The organism is Mesorhizobium denitrificans, assembly GCF_003403035.1.
Classification (GTDB): Bacteria; Pseudomonadota; Alphaproteobacteria; order Rhizobiales; family Rhizobiaceae; genus Mesorhizobium_G; species Mesorhizobium_G denitrificans.
The window spans coordinates 168,603-184,992 of sequence record NZ_QURN01000004.1 but is presented as its reverse complement, the minus strand read 5'-3'; the positions used below and the strand labels follow the sequence as shown (position 1 = coordinate 184,992).

Here is a 16,390-nt window from a genome sequence, read left to right as displayed (position 1 = left end):
GAACAGGGCATGACGAGATTGTTGAGACGAACAGCACTTGGCCTGACCGCCGCTGGGCTGTTTTCCTTTTCGCTGTTAGGCATTGTCGCTGCGGATGATGGCCAGCTGACGATTTTCGACTGGTCTGGCTATGAGGTGCCTGAGTTTCACCCCGCCTATGTTGCCAAGTACGGCGACTCGCCCACCTTCACCTTTTTCGGTGACGAGGAAGAAGCTTTTCAAAAGCTGCGTTCCGGCTTCAAGACAGACCTCGCCCACCCGTGCTCGCAGAGCGTTGCCAAATGGCGTGACGCTGGCCTGCTCGAACCGCTCGACACCTCCAAGATCACTGCCTGGGGCGATATGAACCCGCAGATCATGGGCATGAAGGATCTCGTTTCCACCTCGGATGGCAAGGCGTGGTTTCTGCCTTGGGAGTGGGGCAACTCACTGCTTACCTACAATACCGAAAAGGTTGACGCGGCAGACGTACAATCGCTGCGCTCGTTGGCCGACCCGAAGTTCAAGGACCGCGTTTCCATCGGCGATAATGTCGATGACGCATATGCCTTGGCGTCGCTCGCCATCGGCTTGAAAGACTGGACCAAGATGACCGACGAGCAGTTCAAGGAAGCTTCGGACTTCTTGCGCCAGGTACATAAGAACGTCCGTCTGTACTGGACTGACACGACCGAAATCGTTCAGGCAATGAGCGGCGGCGAAGTCGATCTTGCATGGGCATGGAATGACGCCGCCGTGCAATCTGCGCTCGCCGGTGCGCCGATCAAATCGACGCGCGACACCAAGGAAGGACTTTCGACCTGGGTGTGTGGCTACGTTCGCATCAAGGGCGGCACCGGCAGTGTCGATAAGGCTTATGATTATCTCAACGCCATCAACACGCCGGAAGTCGCGAAGTATCTGCTCACCGATTGGGGCTATGGCCACGCCAACGCCAAGGCCATGAGCGAGATCGATCCGAAGGTCGTGGCCGATCAGGGCTACGGCGATGTCGACAAGTTCCTCGACAAGACGCTGTTCCAGTCGCCATTGCCGACCGAACTGCGCCAGAAAATGATCGAGGAATTCGAGAAGATCAAAGCGGGGTATTGAGGGCTTTTGCTGATTGGGCAGTGCTGCCCCTCACCCTTACCCTCTCCCCGCATGCAGGGAGAGGGAAACATCAGCGCCGATGAAAATCCGCATTGCGATTGGCGAAAACATCGCCACCGCCCGCCTCTCCCCGTTTATGGGGAGAGGATGCCGGCAGGCAGGTGAGGGGCAGCGCTGACCTCGCCCTCATGCACGTCTCTCAATCGGCCAAAGCCACCAGCGCATCGGGGTCATAGGCAAGGCGGATCGGCGCACCCACGGGAATATCGTCCGCGCCGAAATTATTCGTCTCCGACACCGAGAGAGGCTGTTCCATTCCCGGAACCTCCACGATCAGATGTGTAATCTCGCCGAAATAGTGCCGGTCGACCACCTTGCCTGCGATCTCGTACTTGTCGGTCGCATCGTCCCATAGCACCCGCAGCCGTTCGGGACGAATGCCGAGCGTCGCCGCCTTGCCCTTCGTGACAAACTGCACCGGCTTTTCCGTTTTCACACGTCCGAAGCTCGTCGTTTCCACGGTGATCGTGCCGCTATCTTCGCCAACGATTTCCGCTGCAACAAAATTCATGCCGCCGACGAAATCCGCCACCTGGCGATTCACAGGCCGCTGATAAATATCCTTCGGCGTTGCCACCTGCGCGATGTTTCCGCTGAACATCACAGCAATGCGATCAGACATCGCCAGTGCTTCATACTGGTCGTGTGTCACAAGAATGAACGTGATCCCGACCGCCTGTTGCAGCTTGCGCAACTCCACCTGCATTTGCTCGCGCAGTTTCTTGTCGAGCGCCGATAGCGGCTCGTCCAGCAACAACACCTTGGGTCGCATCACCAGCGCGCGAGCCAGCGCCACGCGCTGACGTTGCCCGCCCGACAATTCCGTCGCACCACGCTTTCCCAGATGTGCCATCGACACCTGACCGAGCGCTTCTTCCACCCGCCGCTTTTCCTCGACTGCGTCCAACCGCAGGCGCTTCAACCCATACGCAACATTCTGCGCCACGTTGAGATGCGGAAAAATCGCGTAGCTCTGAAACACCATATTGGTCGGGCGGCGGTTTGCCGGAATTCCGTTCATGGCCTGACCGTCAAGATAGATCGTGCCCGATGTCGGATTGTCGAAGCCGCCGATCATGCGCAGCAAGGTGGTCTTGCCGCAGCCCGATGGTCCGAGCAGCGAGAAGAATTCGCCTTTTTGGATCGTCAACGAAGCGTCATCCAGCGCCTTGAACGCACCATAGGCTCGCGTCACGTGGTCGATCTTGATCATCGGCGTCTCAGGCATAGACACCTCCTTCGTTCTGCGCACGGCGAGCCGCGCGGCGGCGCAAAATTTCAGCGATGGACAGCATCATAAAAGACGCCAGCAAAAGCAGCGTGCCCAGCGCTAAAACGCTCGGCAGTTTCGCCGCAAACCGCAGCTGACCCCAGATGTAGACGGGCAGCGTCGGCTCAGTTCCTGACAAGAAGAACGCCAGAATGAACTCGTCCAGCGAGATGGTGAACGACACCAGCAGGCTGGAGATGATCGCAGGGGCGACCATCGGCAGCGTCACGCGCCTGAAGGTTCCCCACGCGCTTTCGCCGAGGTCAGCAGACGCCTCCTCAAGACTGCGGTCGAACCCTTCGAAGCCGGAAATCAGCACCGTCACGGAATAGGGAATGCAGATCAGTATGTGGCCGAGAATGACCGTGAACAATGAAAGCCCGACGCCGAGTTGCAGCAGCACGAGCAGCATCGAAACCGCCACGATAATTTCCGGCAGAACCAGCGGCGCCATGATCAGGCCGCTCGCCACCCTCTGCCCTCGAAAGCGATAGCGCGTGATCGCCCGCGCTGCGCAGATGCCGAGGATTGTGCTCACAATCGACGCAGACAGGCCGACGATCAGGCTATTCCATGCCGAGGACAACAGCTCCGGCGTATTCGGCAGACCCGCATACCATTTCATCGTGTAGCCAGTGAGCGGGAATTGCGGCACCGCCGACTGGTTGATCGAGAAGATCGGCAGCAGCAAAATTGGCAGATAGAGAAACGCGACGTATAGCACCGCGTAGACCGGCAGCCAGTTCGAAAGCAGTCTGCGCACAATGTTCATCGCGCCTGCCTCGCCGCCCATCTCAATATGAACACCGTCGCGCCCGCCATTGCGGTTACAACCACCATCGACGTTACCGAAAGCGCTGCGCCCAGCGGCCAGTTCGCCGCCTTGCCAAACTGCGCCTGAATGGCGTTGGCTATCATCACGCCGTCTTTTCCGCCGACGAGGCGCGGTGTCACATAATCACCGACCGTCGGGATCATCACGATCATCAGCGCGGATATGGCACCAGGCATCGAAAGCGGCAACGTCACCCGCAGAAATCTACGCACAGCACCATCGCCCAGATCGGTCGCGGCCTCGATCAGCGTGCGGTCCACCTTTTCCAGCGAAACGAAAATCGGCAAAATCGCAAACGCCGCCCAGGCATGCGTAAGCGTAATGATCACCGCATTCGTGTTGTACAGAAACGCGGTGGATGGCTCGCTGATAATGCCGAGTGCCATCAGGCCCGAATTGAGCACGCCGTTGAATCCGAGGATCACCTTCCACGACATCACGCGCAGCAGATAGCTCGTCCAGAACGGAATGGTGATGATGAACAGCCACAGACCCTTGTGGCGGCCGCCATGGAAAGAAATGTAATAGGCAATGGGGTAAGCCAGCACGACCGTGACAAAGCTGACCGTCAGCGAGATGAACAGCGAGCGCCACAGCAGGTCGCGATAGATTGGCTCCGTGAGCGCAATGCGATAGTTTTCCAGCGTGAAGGTGCGGTCGATGTCCATATAGTTCTGCGTCCAGAAACTATGTGCAAATGTCACCAATATCGGCACCGCCAGCATCGCCAGCGCATAGAGAAAGGTTGGGCTTATCAGCGCAATGCCTTGCGCGGCCTCAGATTGCAGAAGGGCAGGTCGTCCAGCCTGTTGCGCCGAATCATCCGGCTTCCCTTCCGCAGCAATCGTCATTGGAGCGTTCCGGGCTTTATCTCAGGCACGAGCGCGTTTCTCATTTTCAGGCCACCTCACCCGCGACGCAGCGCCGCTTGCAGTTGATCGTATCCAGAGATTGAAATTGAAATCAACCTCTGCGATATTGATTGAACGCTTATTCAAAACGACTGTCAAGAATGCTTACGAAAAGCGGACTTGGCGTTGATCTGGAGAGAATCAAATGGCCGCTTTGAGACAAATCGATGACGCCGATACCATCGCCCTGGCCGAGCGCCATCTTGTTCAGCCCTGGCCCGTGGCCGGCTCCATCGGCGCGGAAGCGCGCACGCTGATCGGCGAAGGCGACGGGATTTACATCACGGACGGCGATGGCAAGCGCCTTATCGACGGCCCTGCCGGTATGTGGTGCACGAATGTTGGCCATCGTCGCGCGGAACTGGCCCAGGTCATGTACGATCAAGCGATGGCGCTGTCCTACAACACGCCATGGTACACCATGAACGAACCATCCGTGGTTCTCGCGGAACGCATCGCTTCCCATGCACCCGGCGATCTCGATCACGTGTTTTTCACCACCGGCGGTTCTTCGGCCGTGGAGAGCGCGCTGCGCTTCATGCAGTTCTACAACAATGTGCGCGGTCGTCCTGAAAAGAAGCTGATCCTGTCGCGCGGTGGGGCTTATCACGGCTCAACCTATCTTTCGGCGTCGCTCAATGGCCGGCCTCGCGACCTCGACTGGATGGACGGCGCGAAGGAACTGGTCGTCAAACTCAGTGCGCCGGACCCGTTCCGCCGCCCTGCCGGCCTGTCCGTCGAAGCGTTCGAGCAGTTTCTCGTAACGGAATTCGAAGAAACGATTGCGCGTGTCGGAGCCGAGCGCATCGGCGCATTTGTTGGCGAGCCGGTACAGGCATCCGGCGGCGTTATTGTCGCGCCCGGCAGCTATCTGAAACGCATCCGCGAGATATGCCGCGCAAATGACATCATGTACGTTTCGGATGAGGTCGTGACCGCCTTTGGCAGATTGGGTCACGTTTTCGCTTCCAAGGACGTGTTCGGAATCGAGCCGGATATCATCACCTTCGCCAAGGGCGTTACCTCCGGCTATTTCCCGCTCGGTGGCATGGTAGTTTCGGCGCGTCTTATGGAAGATCTGCGCAAATCGAACCATCCTGACGCCATGTTCGGACACGGGCTTACATATTCCAGCCACCCGATTGGCTGCGCCGTCGCGCTCAAGAACCTCGACTTGCTGGAAGAAGGCGTGCTGGCACATACACGCAAGGTCGCGCCCTATTTCCAGTCGCAGCTCAAGAAGCTTGAGGAATTGCCGCTGGTCGGCGAGGTGCGCGGCGTTGGTTTGATGGCCTGCGTGGAATGCGTTGCCGACCGCGAAAGCCGCAACCCGTTGCAGCTGGATAAAGCAGTCGGGGCGCGCATCGACGCCCATTGCCACGAACTTGGTTTGCTGGTCCGCCCGCTCATCAACATGTGCGTCATGTCTCCGCCGCTTATTATCACGGAATCGCAGATCGATGACATGGTGTCGATCCTACGCGAAGGCATCTGCCGCACGATGGACGATCTGCGCCGCGAAGGCGTCTGGAACGGTTAGCAGACAGTTGCTGATACAGCGCGCACCCTCATCCGCCGGCAGGCGGATGAGGGATAGTCAATTCGCGCAGTTCGGTAGCTTTGCCTGGCCGCGCCTACAGCACTCAAAGCTTCCGCAGCGCTACTTCCTTGACCAGATGGTCCTCGCCCTTGCGCAGAATGAGGTCGGCGCGGGGGCGGGTCGGCAGAATATTCTCGCGCAGGTTTTTCAGGTTGATGTTTTCCCACAGCCCTTCCGCAATGGCACGCGCAGCATCTTCCGACAATTGCGAGTAGCGATGGAAAAACGACTGCGGGTCGCGGAATGCGGTTTCGCGCAATCGCATGAACCTCTTGATGTACCATTCGTGGATCAGCTCTTCGTCCGCATCGATATAGATCGCAAAGTCGAAGAAATCCGAGAGAAATGGCACGAATTTGCCATCCGGCGAGAGCTTGCCGGGTTGTAGCACGTTGATGCCCTCGAAGATCAGAATATCAGGCCGGTCGATGGTTACGAACTCGCCCGGTAGAACGTCATAGATCAGGTGGGAGTAAACAGGCGCAGGTACGTCTGCCTTGCCTGATTTGATGGCCGACAAAAACCGCAGCAGTGCGCCGACATCATAGCTGTCGGGAAAGCCCTTGCGATCCATCATATTGCGTTCGCGCAGCACCTCGTTCGGCAGCAGAAAACCGTCCGTCGTAACGAGATCCACCTTCGGACTCGATGGCCAGCGCGCCAGCAGCTCCTTCAGCACGCGCGCGGTGGTCGATTTTCCAACCGCAACCGATCCGGCGACACCAATAATGAATGGCGTTTTCTCCGCATCCGGTACGTTGAGGAAATCGCGACGCTGTTCAAAAAGGAGCTGACTTGCCTCCACGTGAGCCGAGAGCAGGCGCGACATCGAAAGATAGATGCGCTTTACCTCTTCCAGATCCACCGGATCGTTCAGCGAACGTAGGCGTTTAATCTCTTCCTGGCCCAGCGTCAGTGGCGTATCGGCGCGAAACTGCGACCATTTCTCGGCAGAGAAAAAGCGGTAGGGCGAGTACTTCTCGCCTGGTACAAGCTGGTCCATTTCCCCTCCCAGACGCCGCAATCTATCCGCCGCGCGAAGCCTTTTCAGCAACGCCGGATTGCGCAGTGCGCCTTTCCAGCTCGCTGATCACCTCGGACAATGGCACACCGGCAAGCGCCAGCAACACCAACCAGTGATAGATCAGGTCTGCACTTTCAGCGACCACGCCTTGCCGATCCCCTTTCACGGCGGAAATCACCGTCTCCACCGCCTCTTCGCCGAGCTTTTGCGCAGCCTTGTCGATCCCCTTCGCAAAAAGCTTGGCTGTCCACGAATTCGCATCGCCGGAACGGCCTCGCTCAGCGATAATCTTCTCAAGGTCTTGCAGAGAAAAAGTGCTCATTTTCGCCGTTTATGACGACGCGGCCTCTGAGTCCAGCCGCATCGGCAAACCGGCCTTCGCCATGAAGGCTTTGGCCTCACCGATGGAATAGGTGCCAAAATGGAAAATCGAGGCCGCAAGCACGGCGGTCGCGTGCCCATCGCGAATGCCCGCAACCATGTGGTCGAGTGTGCCGACGCCGCCCGATGCGATCACGGGCGCGCGTACCGCATCGGCAATGGCGCGCGTCAGCGCAATGTCATAACCGGCCTTCGTGCCGTCGCGATCCATTGAAGTCAGCAGGATTTCACCTGCGCCGAGATCGACAACCTTGCGCGCAAATTCGATTGCGTCGATGCCGGTAGCCTGCCGTCCGCCATGCGTGAAAATTTCCCAGCGATCAGCCTCGCCCGTCTGCGAAACCTTTTTCGCATCGATGGCGACGACGATGCACTGATTGCCGAATTTATCCGCGGCCTCCGCCACAAATCCAGGGTTATGCACGGCAGCCGTATTGATCGAAACCTTGTCTGCACCGGCCAGCAGCAGCTTGCGAATGTCGGCAACCTGACGGACGCCCCCGCCAACCGTCAACGGCATGAAGCATTGCTCTGCCGTGCGTGCCACCACATCGAAGATCGTTTCGCGATTGTCAGACGAAGCCGTGATGTCGAGGAAGCACAATTCATCCGCGCCCGCCGCGTCATAGGCCTTTGCCGCCTCGACCGGGTCGCCCGCATCGATCAGATCGACGAAGTTGACGCCTTTCACCACCCGCCCATCCTTGACGTCGAGGCAGGGAATGACGCGTGCTTTCAGTGTCATCTCGTTTCCTCGAAGAATGCGGGCTCCGGCTTGAGCGTGCCGCGCAAAATGCCGAGCGCCTCCGTCGGGTCAATGCGCCCGTCATAGAGTGCGCGCCCGGAAATCGCGCCTTCAAGCTTTTGCGCATCAGGCATGGTCATGCGCACAATGTCGGCGATGGACGCCAGCCCACCAGAGGCGATCACGGGAATGCTGACGGCTTCCGCCAGCGCAATCGTGGATTCCCAGTTGATGCCGGTCAGCACGCCGTCGCGATCAATGTCGGTGTAGATAATCGCGGCAACGCCCGCGCCTTCGAACCTCTGCGCAAGTTCTATCACGCCGAGCGACGATGCTTCCGCCCAACCCTCAACCGCAACCTTGCCGCCCTTGGCGTCGATTCCCACCGCAATCTTGCCCGGAAAACGCTTGCACGCTTCCTTCACGAGCGCCGGATCACGCACCGCGACCGTGCCGAGGATGACACGCGCAAGACCCTTGTCCAGCCAGCTTTCAATATGCGCCAGCGTGCGAATGCCGCCGCCAAGCTGAACCGGATTCGTCGTCGCCTTCAGAATTGCCTCAACGGCAGCGCCGTTGATGCTCTCGCCAGCGAAGGCGCCATTCAGATCCACCACATGCAGCCATTCGAACCCCTGATCTTCAAACGCCTTGGCCTGCGCGGCGGGGTCCGTGTTGTAAACAGTCGCCTGCTCCATATCGCCCAGCTTGAGCCGAACGCATTGGCCGTCTTTCAGGTCGATTGCGGGGAATAGGATCATGGCCGCCACCTCAAAAAATTGGCGATGAGTGCCAGGCCAAGCGCCTGGCTCTTTTCAGGGTGGAATTGCGTTCCCGCACGGTTGCCTTCGGCCACGGCAGCCGTAACCGTCCCGCCATAGTCAGTCGTCGCCAGCACCTGCTCTGCGCGCTTCGCTTCCAGCTGGTAGGAATGCACGAAATAGGCGTGCAGCCCGTCCGATCCCGTCGGGATACCTTCGAACAGCGGATGCTCTCGCTTGAGCGTGATTGTGTTCCAGCCGATCTGCGGGATTTTGAGCGACGGATCGTTCGGCTCGATCTCTTTCACGTCGCCTGCGATCCAGCCGAACCCCTTGCTGATCTTCTTCTCCAGCCCGCGCTCGGACATAAGCTGCATTCCCACGCAGATGCCGAGAAACGGTCGGGCGCGCTGTACCGCCACTTCGTCGATTGCCTCCACCATGCCCGGCACGGCTAGCAGGCCGGCGAGACAATCGGCATAGGCACCGACGCCCGGCAGCACGACGCGGTCGGCATTGCGCACCGCTTCCGCATCGCTGGTCAGCAATATCTCGGCGCTGATGCCGGATTCGCGCGATGCCCGCTCGAATGCCTTGGTCGCGGAGCGCAGATTGCCCGAGCCGTAATCAATAATCGCCACGCGCATCACGCAGCCACTCCAAATCGAGCGAAGGCAAAACGTGCCTCGGCTTCTTCTTCGTTTCTTGCGTCAATATAGGATGCCTGATGCCAGCCCTTGCGCTCCAGCGCGGCTACACGCAATCGCGCACCTTCCAGCCCCACCAGCACGCTGACCGCGAAGGATACCATTGCGGCGAACACGCCATAGCCGCCGCCGCGCGCCAGCCAATCGAGCACAACCAGCAGCAGCGCAACCGTGATCGCCTCCAGCCATAGCCGATGCCATGCCAGCCAGAGGGGCGGCACGAGAAAGCCCAGAACCGCAAAACCGTCCTTCACGATAACGGTTTCGGCCTTGCTGCCCGCAGGCGGCTCCACAATCACGAAACTGGCCATCTTTCAGCCTTTCAGGCTGCCTTTGGTGGAGGGTACCGCATTCGGCTGGCGAGGATCGCTTTCGAGCGCCGCACGCAACACGCGCGCCACAGCCTTGAAACAGGTTTCCGCGATGTGGTGATTGTTCGCGCCGTAGTGATTTTTCACATGCAGCGTAATGCCCGCATGCTGCGCCAGCGCGTTGAAGAACTCGCGCACCAGTTCGGTGTCGAACGTTCCAATCTTCGGCGCGGAGAAATTCACGTCCCAGACGAGAAACGGCCTGCCCGACACATCCACCGCCGCACGCGTCAGCGTTTCGTCCATGGCAAGGTCCAGCGACGCATAGCGCATGATGCCGCGCCGCTCGCCCAATGCCTTGGACAACGCCTGTCCTATTGCAATGCCGGTGTCCTCAACGGTGTGGTGATCGTCAATGTGCAGATCACCCTTCGCCTTGATCGTCATGTCGATCAGCGAATGGCGCGAAAGCTGGTCCAGCATATGATCGAAGAAGCCGACTCCGGTGGAGATGTCGGCCTTGCCCGTTCCATCGACGTGCACGGAAACGGCAATGTCCGTTTCCTTCGTCGTGCGGCTCACTTCGGCGCTGCGTCCAGCCATTGCGTGGTCCTCGCTTGTCCAAGCGGGCTTCTAGACCGTTTCAGCGCAGTATGGAAGCGTGTCAGGCGTGACGAATAGAGCGGCCTTCCACGTCGTCGTTAGAGCGAATGCGCAGCACCCGCGCCGGTACGCCCGCGACAATCGCGAAATCCGGCACATCGTCGACGACAACCGCGCCCGCCCCGATAATCGCGCCCTTGCCAACCGTCACGCCCGGCAGGATCGTGGCGTTTGTGCCGATATCGGCCCAGTCACCAATCCGCACCGGGCGAATTTCCAGGTCCGTCTTGATGATCGGCAAATCGACCGGCATCGCGCTGTGCGCGGAACCGAGAACTTTTGCACCCGGCCCCCAGCCGACATAATCGCCAAAGACCAGATCGCGGGCATCGAGAAATGCCTGCGGGCCGATCCAGCAATTATCGCCAATGACGAAGCTGCCATCGAACCGGCCCTGTATCTGCGCACCCGCGCCGACAAACAGGCTATTGCCGATGGTGAATGTCTCGGCGTGCTTGAACCACGCACCCGCCCCGATCTTGAGGCCATGTCCGCAGCGCACCGAAAGGGCGCGCACGATTGCCCGGCGCATCAGCGTATCCAGCTTGCCATCGCCTTGCGCGAATCGACCGTAAAGCTCGACCAGACCGTCGCGGCTGTAATCTGCCTTCAACGCCTCCGACAATCCGGCTTCATAGGCCGGGTCTTCCACTGGCCCTGCTGCACCGTGAACGGCTTTCACCACTCGAACAGGCTTGTTACCGGACTGCATGCTACACGCTCCAAATTTTCTTTGAGCAAAGCGCGGCGGGCCATTTCTGTACAGAAGCCAAAATGGCCGCCGCTGCTAACCGAAAGATGTAGACCCTAGATCAAGGTTCGCGGATCGCCGTATCCAGCCCCTTGAGGATTGGATAGAGGAAGTAGGAAATCACCTTGCGCTGACCCACCTTCAACTCCGCCGTCACCGCCATGCCCGGCAGCAGCCGCACATCTTCGACCGGTGTGCGCAGATCGGTTTTGTCGAGCCTGATGCGCGCCTTGTAGTAAGGAGCGCCGGCACCCTCCGCATCACCCGCGCTACCGCCATTTACCGACGCGTTGGCCGAGTTATCATGCGAATAGGCGTCGTGGCTGATCGTGCGCACCGATCCTTCGGCTGTCCCAAACTTCTGGAACGGGAATGCATCGAACTTGATGCGCGCATCCGCATTCGACGAAACGCGGCCAATGTCACCGGCGTTGATCGTCACTTCTGCTTCCAGCGGCACGTTCAGCGGCACCAGCGTCAAGACAGGTTCAGCTTCACGCACAACTGAGCCGATGGAGCGCTGCGCGAGGTCAAGCACAACTGCATCAGACGGCGCAGTCAGCTTCACCATATCGCGGCGCAGTTCCATCTTTTTCATTTCCTCGCCGGTGGAGTCGCGCTGGCTGCGCTTGTCCGCAAGCGTTTCCATGGTCACGCGCCTGAAATCCTCGATGAAAGCTTGCTTGTCGGCTTGCAGCTTGGCAACCGCGTGTCGCGCCGTCGCTGCTGTTCCAACAGCCTGCGCATAGCTTGCATCAACCGCCAGACGCGCATCGCGCGAGGTCAGCATGTTCATCAGCGAGCCGGTTTCCTGCTTGGCCAGTTTTTCGCGCGCGACTTCGATTTGCGTCAGCGTCTGCTGGCGTTCGGCAAGAATCACCTGCTGGTCGGCGCTGGATTCGATTGCAGCCTGCTGACCCGCAATCTGCTGATCGAAGTTCTGCATCTGCGCGTCATGGAAGGCCTTGCGCTGCATGAATACTTGCATCTGCAATTGCTCATCCGGCGTATTGCCCGCCTCTGCGGCGTAGTCCCGGCCTTGAAGCTCGGCCTCCATGCGCTTCACCTGCGCGTCGAGCGCGTCATATTCCGTGCGTCGACGATCCACGTCAGCCTGACTGAAAGTGGCGTCGAGCGTAGCCAGCGTTTGGCCCGCCTTCACGACATCGCCCGGCTGTACATCGATGCTGCGAACGATAGACGTTTCAATCGGCTGAACCACGATGGTCGGCTTCGTCGTCACCAGCTTGCCGCGCGCCACCACCACCTCGTCGATTGAAGCGAGCGAGGCCCATGTCACACCCGCTAAAATAAGCGCGGTGATCGTGTAGAGCGTAATCCGTGCCACGCGGGGCGGCGTCCGTTCTTCCAGTTCGATCGCGTCCGGCTGGAACTCCGAGATAACCTGTCTTCCGGCTTTCGGCGTCGCCGGTAAAGGCTGCACGACCACTGCCGGCTTTTGCTCTGCCTGCGGCTCAGCGCCTTCCGGCAGGGTTTCCTTGTGCTGGGTCATATCCATCACGCCACCTGCTTCATCTGCTGGTTCCACAGGTGACGGTAGGTCATGCAACGAGACACAAGCTCTTCATGACGACCGACATCCGACACCTTGCCGCGTTCCATCACGAGAATGGCGTCGGCATCGGTCAGCGTGGACAGGCGGTGGGAAACAATAATGACGGTACGGCCCTCGGCGATCCGGCGCAGGTTCTGCCGGATAATCGCCTCGCTGTCAGGATCAAGCGCGCTTGTCGCCTCATCGAAAATCAGCAGCTTCGGATCGGTAATCAAAGCGCGTGCGATAGCCAACCGCTGCTTTTGCCCGCCCGATAGGTTGGACGCATTTTCTTCGAGGTCCGTTTCCAGACCGCGCGGCAAACGTTCGATGAACTCTTCCGCTCCCGCCAGTCGGGCAGCAGCAGCGATTTCGTCCATCGTAGCGTCGGGTTTGGCGATAGCGATGTTGTCACGAACCGTTCCCTTGAACAGGAAGCTGTCCTGCAACACCACGCCAATGCTCTTGCGCAGATGCACCAGATCGATCTCGCGGCAGTCAGCACCATCGATCTTCAACAGGCCCTGCTGAACAGGATACAGACCCTGAATCATGCGCGTGATGGTCGTTTTGCCGGAGCCGCTTTTGCCAACCAGACCGAACACCGTTCCCGGTTCAATCTTGAACGTAACTTCGTCCAGCGCTGGAGCGCGATCCGGCCCATAGTGGAACGACACGTCGCTGAACTCGATCTCGCCCTTGATTTCGGGGCGCAGGCCGCTGCCCATGCCGAAACGTTCCGGGCGCTGGTTCATAACTTCGCCAAGCATCCGAACAGAGAGCGAAACCTCCTGATACTCATGCACCATGGTCACGATCTGCACCAGCGGACCGGAAACCCGATTTGCCAGCATGTTGAACGCAACCAGCGTACCCACCGTCATTGCACCGGAGAAGGCATCCAGCGCGCCAATCACGATGATGGCGACGCCCATCAGCTTTTCCAGCAGGCCGGTCAGCGATTGAGCAAGCGCCGAGATTTTTTCGACGTGATAGCGTTCGGAAATGACTTCCGCAGACTGGTCGTCCCAGACGCGGCGCTGGCGCGGCTCAAGTGCAAGCGATTTGACCGCCCGCATGCCGTGTACAGTTTCGACAAGCAAAGCCTGCCGCTCACCTTCGGCCTGATAGAGCTTTTGCAGCCGGCGCTGGAATGGCCCGATCAGCATGAAGACCGTCAAGCCGACCAGCGCGGTGAACCCGAGCACAACCATTGTCAGCTTGACGCTGTAGAGCAGCAGCACCGGCACGAACACGATGAGTGACATCGCATCGAGCAAGCCCAGGAACAGCCGCCCGGTCAAAAACTCACGTATGCGCCCAGCCTGCTGCATGTGTTTGATCAGCAAGCCCGCGGGGGCGTGCTCGAACAGTGCAATCGGCAGGTTCAGCAAATGCGAGAAGGTTCGCGTGGAAACGCGCACGTCGATCTTGTTGGTCGCGTAGAGCAGCAAATATCGCCGTAAAAACGTAAAGGTCGCCTCGAACATCAGGGCAATGACAATGCCGATGCTCAAAACGGTAAGCGTTGCGTAGCTCTGATGGGCCAGAACCTTGTCGATCACCAGCTGGAAGAAGATCGGCGTAACAAGGCCCAGCGCATAAAGCACAAGCGCAGCAATCGCCACGTCGCGAAACAGGCTGCGTTGCTTGATGATTTCGGGGATGAACCAACGGATGCCAAATGGCTGCTCGCTGTCGCGCAATTTGAATACGCGCTTCAGCAAAACGACATTGCCGCTCCAGCTTTTTTCAAACTGGTCGCGGCTTAGCATCAGTGCTTCAGGTCGTGCGGCCAGCGGGTCGATTACGCCGACGCGCTGCTCGCCATCTGGCGTGGTCACGACATTGGCAACAACCACCCAGTTTCCATTGGAAAGTTCAGCCAGAACCGGAAACGCTTCCCGAAGCTTGCTGAATGAATCGAATTTCATGCGCACGGCGCGGGCACGCATGCCCTTGTCCTTAGCCATGCGCAGGAGTTTTTGCGTCGAGATCGGCTGCTCGCCGACCGAATAGTCATGTGCCAGCCGGTCGGCCGAAACATCTACGCCGAGATGTCTCGCCACCAGGGCAAGGCACTGAATGTTTGTGTGTTGCTGCATCGACATCGGACGTCAGGCCCCCCTGCTTCCGCGCGATATCAGTTAAAATTGGGAGAGCTGTTTTCGGGTGGTGTCGCCTTCTTGTTGCGCGGCTGCTCCACTGGAGCGGTCGCTGCACCCGGAAGCGGCGTTACCTCTGGCGCGCGGCGCACTGCGCCTGCGTCCACCAGACCGGCCAGCGCCTTGTCCATTACATCCACCGAATTCGCGAACGCGTCGATCGGCATAATGATACGCTGTCTGAAAACCGGCTTTGGATTGCCTTTTGAATCACGTTCGGTAGGCGACAGGCTTACGAGATCGATCCGCACGATCGTTCCAGTTACCGTGATTTCGCCAATTCCATCAGAATAGAGTTCGTCCGCCATCTCACTCTCCGCTGCATAGTTGCACTCTAGGCTGCGGCGTGATCGTGCCGAACCCATTCTGGGAAGGGGTCGCGCATCTCGGCCACTTCCCTCGCGTCAATTCCCGTTTCGCTTCCGGAGAGACATGCGTCAAGCGCGGCTGAAATTTCTTCCTTCGGTAGGTTAACACCGATGAAAACCAGTTCCTGCCGGCGGTCGCCCCATGTCGCCGTCCAATAACGCTGCAACATAGCTTGAAATTGCTGCTGGCGCGGCCAGTACGTTCGTGGAACGGAAGCCCACCAAAAGCCCCGCTGATCTACTTTTGTCTGTGTACCCGCCACCGAATAGAGGCCTATCCAGTCTTTACGGGTCGCCAGCCAGAAATGACCCTTGGCACGCAGCAATCCGTCCCACTTGCGTTGAGTAAATGCATAAAACTTCTCGGGATCGAACGGGCGACGTGCCCGATATACGAAGCTTGCTATCCCATATTCTTCCGTTTCCGGGATGTGCTCTGCAGGGCTGTAAAGCTCCTTATGCCAGAGTGGATGCGTAGCCGCCTTGGCTTCGCTGTAAAGCTTGGTATCCAGAATCTCGGACAGCTCGACCTTGCCGAAGTCTGTTTCAATCAGCTTTGCGTCGATGTTCAGCGATTTGATCGTCTTGCGTATTTCGGCCAGTTCATCGGCGCTCACTTCGCTCGCCTTATTGATGACAACCACATCCGCGAACTCGATCTGATCCACCAGAAGGTCGATCAGGCTGCGTTGATCCTCATCGTCGCGCACCTCGCCCCTGTCGCTCAACAGATCCTGGCTGCTGAAATCCTTCAGGAGGTTTGCCGCATCGACAACGGAAACCATCGTGTCCAGTCGCGATATATCGCGCAGCGAGCGACCTTCTTCGTCCTTGAACGAGAATGACGCCGCTATTGGCAGCGGCTCGGCTATGCCGGTTCCTTCGATCAGGATGTAGTCGAACTTCCCGGCTTCAGCCAGCCGACGAACCTCAACCAGCAAGTCTTCCCGCAGCGTGCAGCAGATGCAGCCGTTGGAAAGCTCAACCATCGTCTCGTCGGTGCGGGTCACATCGGCGTCGCGGATCAGATCCGCGTCGATGTTAACCTCGCTCATGTCGTTGACAATAACGGCAATGCGGTGCTCGCCCGCATTGCGCAATACATGGTTTAGCAGTGTCGTCTTGCCGGATCCTAGGAATCCCGCCAATACCGTCACTGGAAGCAATCCATCCGCCCGATGGTCTTCCATT

Annotated in this window: 17 protein-coding genes; 2 read left to right on the top strand and 15 right to left on the bottom strand. The window is 58.9% G+C overall.

The window, feature by feature from the left end; genetic code table 11:
- Positions 1–9: 9 nt before the first annotated feature.
- Positions 10–1,092 carry an extracellular solute-binding protein gene (locus DY251_RS05965; RefSeq protein WP_116622948.1) on the top strand — a complete coding sequence of 361 codons (1,083 nt, stop codon included), beginning with the start codon at positions 10–12 and terminating at the stop codon, positions 1,090–1,092.
- A gap of 199 nt (positions 1,093–1,291) precedes the next feature.
- Here the strand turns inward: DY251_RS05965 and DY251_RS05960 are convergent, their stop codons facing one another.
- Genes DY251_RS05960 through DY251_RS05950 form a run of 3 tightly spaced genes read right to left on the bottom strand, consistent with a single transcriptional unit; the run spans position 1,292 to position 4,108 of the window.
- Positions 1,292–2,365, bottom strand: coding sequence for an ABC transporter ATP-binding protein (locus DY251_RS05960; RefSeq protein WP_116623133.1), 1,074 nt, complete (start codon positions 2,363–2,365; stop codon positions 1,292–1,294).
- 7 nt (positions 2,366–2,372) lie between these two features.
- A complete protein-coding gene (locus DY251_RS05955; RefSeq protein ID WP_116623134.1) occupies positions 2,373–3,194 on the bottom strand; it encodes an ABC transporter permease in 822 nt (273 codons plus the stop codon).
- Positions 3,191–4,108 (bottom strand): ABC transporter permease, encoded by a 918-nt coding sequence (locus tag DY251_RS05950; protein WP_116622947.1) that lies wholly within the window; start codon positions 4,106–4,108, stop codon positions 3,191–3,193. Before DY251_RS05950 ends, DY251_RS05955 begins: the two co-directional genes overlap by 4 nt.
- Before the next feature lie 205 nt (positions 4,109–4,313).
- On the opposite strand from DY251_RS05950, the gene DY251_RS05945 reads away from it, so the two are divergent.
- A complete protein-coding gene (locus DY251_RS05945) occupies positions 4,314–5,708 on the top strand; it encodes an aminotransferase (protein ID WP_116622946.1) in 1,395 nt (464 codons plus the stop codon).
- Positions 5,709–5,811: 103 nt separating this feature from the next.
- Here DY251_RS05945 and coaA read toward each other — a convergent pair whose 3' ends face one another.
- From coaA to DY251_RS05885, 12 genes are all read right to left on the bottom strand, one after another.
- Complete coding sequence (coaA, locus tag DY251_RS05940; protein ID WP_116622945.1) at positions 5,812–6,771, bottom strand: type I pantothenate kinase; 960 nt, start codon at positions 6,769–6,771, stop codon at positions 5,812–5,814.
- Between the two features lie 22 nt (positions 6,772–6,793).
- Positions 6,794–7,114 carry a phosphoribosyl-ATP diphosphatase gene (locus tag DY251_RS05935; RefSeq protein ID WP_116622944.1) on the bottom strand — a complete coding sequence of 107 codons (321 nt, stop codon included), beginning with the start codon at positions 7,112–7,114 and terminating at the stop codon, positions 6,794–6,796.
- A 9-nt stretch (positions 7,115–7,123) separates the two neighbouring features.
- Entirely contained in the window at positions 7,124–7,918 is a 795-nt protein-coding gene (gene hisF / locus DY251_RS05930) for an imidazole glycerol phosphate synthase subunit HisF (protein WP_116622943.1), read from the bottom strand.
- Positions 7,915–8,679: a 1-(5-phosphoribosyl)-5-[(5-phosphoribosylamino)methylideneamino]imidazole-4-carboxamide isomerase gene (gene hisA, locus DY251_RS05925; protein ID WP_116622942.1), complete on the bottom strand. Its 765-nt coding sequence runs from the start codon at positions 8,677–8,679 to the stop codon at positions 7,915–7,917. The genes hisF and hisA overlap by 4 nt, the downstream gene beginning before the upstream one ends.
- Complete coding sequence (gene hisH / locus DY251_RS05920; RefSeq protein WP_116622941.1) at positions 8,676–9,326, bottom strand: imidazole glycerol phosphate synthase subunit HisH; 651 nt, start codon at positions 9,324–9,326, stop codon at positions 8,676–8,678. Before hisH ends, hisA begins: the two co-directional genes overlap by 4 nt.
- Positions 9,326–9,697 carry a DUF2628 domain-containing protein gene (locus tag DY251_RS05915; protein ID WP_116622940.1) on the bottom strand — a complete coding sequence of 124 codons (372 nt, stop codon included), beginning with the start codon at positions 9,695–9,697 and terminating at the stop codon, positions 9,326–9,328. The genes hisH and DY251_RS05915 overlap by 1 nt, the downstream gene beginning before the upstream one ends.
- Positions 9,698–9,700: 3 nt before the next feature.
- On the bottom strand, positions 9,701–10,300 hold the full coding sequence (gene hisB, locus DY251_RS05910) for an imidazoleglycerol-phosphate dehydratase HisB (protein ID WP_116622939.1): 600 nt from the start codon (positions 10,298–10,300) through the stop codon (positions 9,701–9,703).
- 61 nt (positions 10,301–10,361) lie between these two features.
- Positions 10,362–11,072 (bottom strand): acyltransferase, encoded by a 711-nt coding sequence (locus DY251_RS05905; RefSeq protein WP_116622938.1) that lies wholly within the window; start codon positions 11,070–11,072, stop codon positions 10,362–10,364.
- Between the two features lie 100 nt (positions 11,073–11,172).
- Positions 11,173–12,624 (bottom strand): HlyD family type I secretion periplasmic adaptor subunit, encoded by a 1,452-nt coding sequence (locus DY251_RS05900; RefSeq protein ID WP_116623132.1) that lies wholly within the window; start codon positions 12,622–12,624, stop codon positions 11,173–11,175.
- A 5-nt stretch (positions 12,625–12,629) separates the two neighbouring features.
- Complete coding sequence (locus DY251_RS05895) at positions 12,630–14,777, bottom strand: peptidase domain-containing ABC transporter (protein WP_116622937.1); 2,148 nt, start codon at positions 14,775–14,777, stop codon at positions 12,630–12,632.
- Between the two features lie 32 nt (positions 14,778–14,809).
- A complete protein-coding gene (locus DY251_RS05890) occupies positions 14,810–15,139 on the bottom strand; it encodes a hypothetical protein (protein WP_116622936.1) in 330 nt (109 codons plus the stop codon).
- A 26-nt stretch (positions 15,140–15,165) separates the two neighbouring features.
- Positions 15,166–16,389 carry a GTP-binding protein gene (locus DY251_RS05885; protein ID WP_116622935.1) on the bottom strand — a complete coding sequence of 408 codons (1,224 nt, stop codon included), beginning with the start codon at positions 16,387–16,389 and terminating at the stop codon, positions 15,166–15,168.
- Position 16,390: the final 1 nt, after the last annotated feature.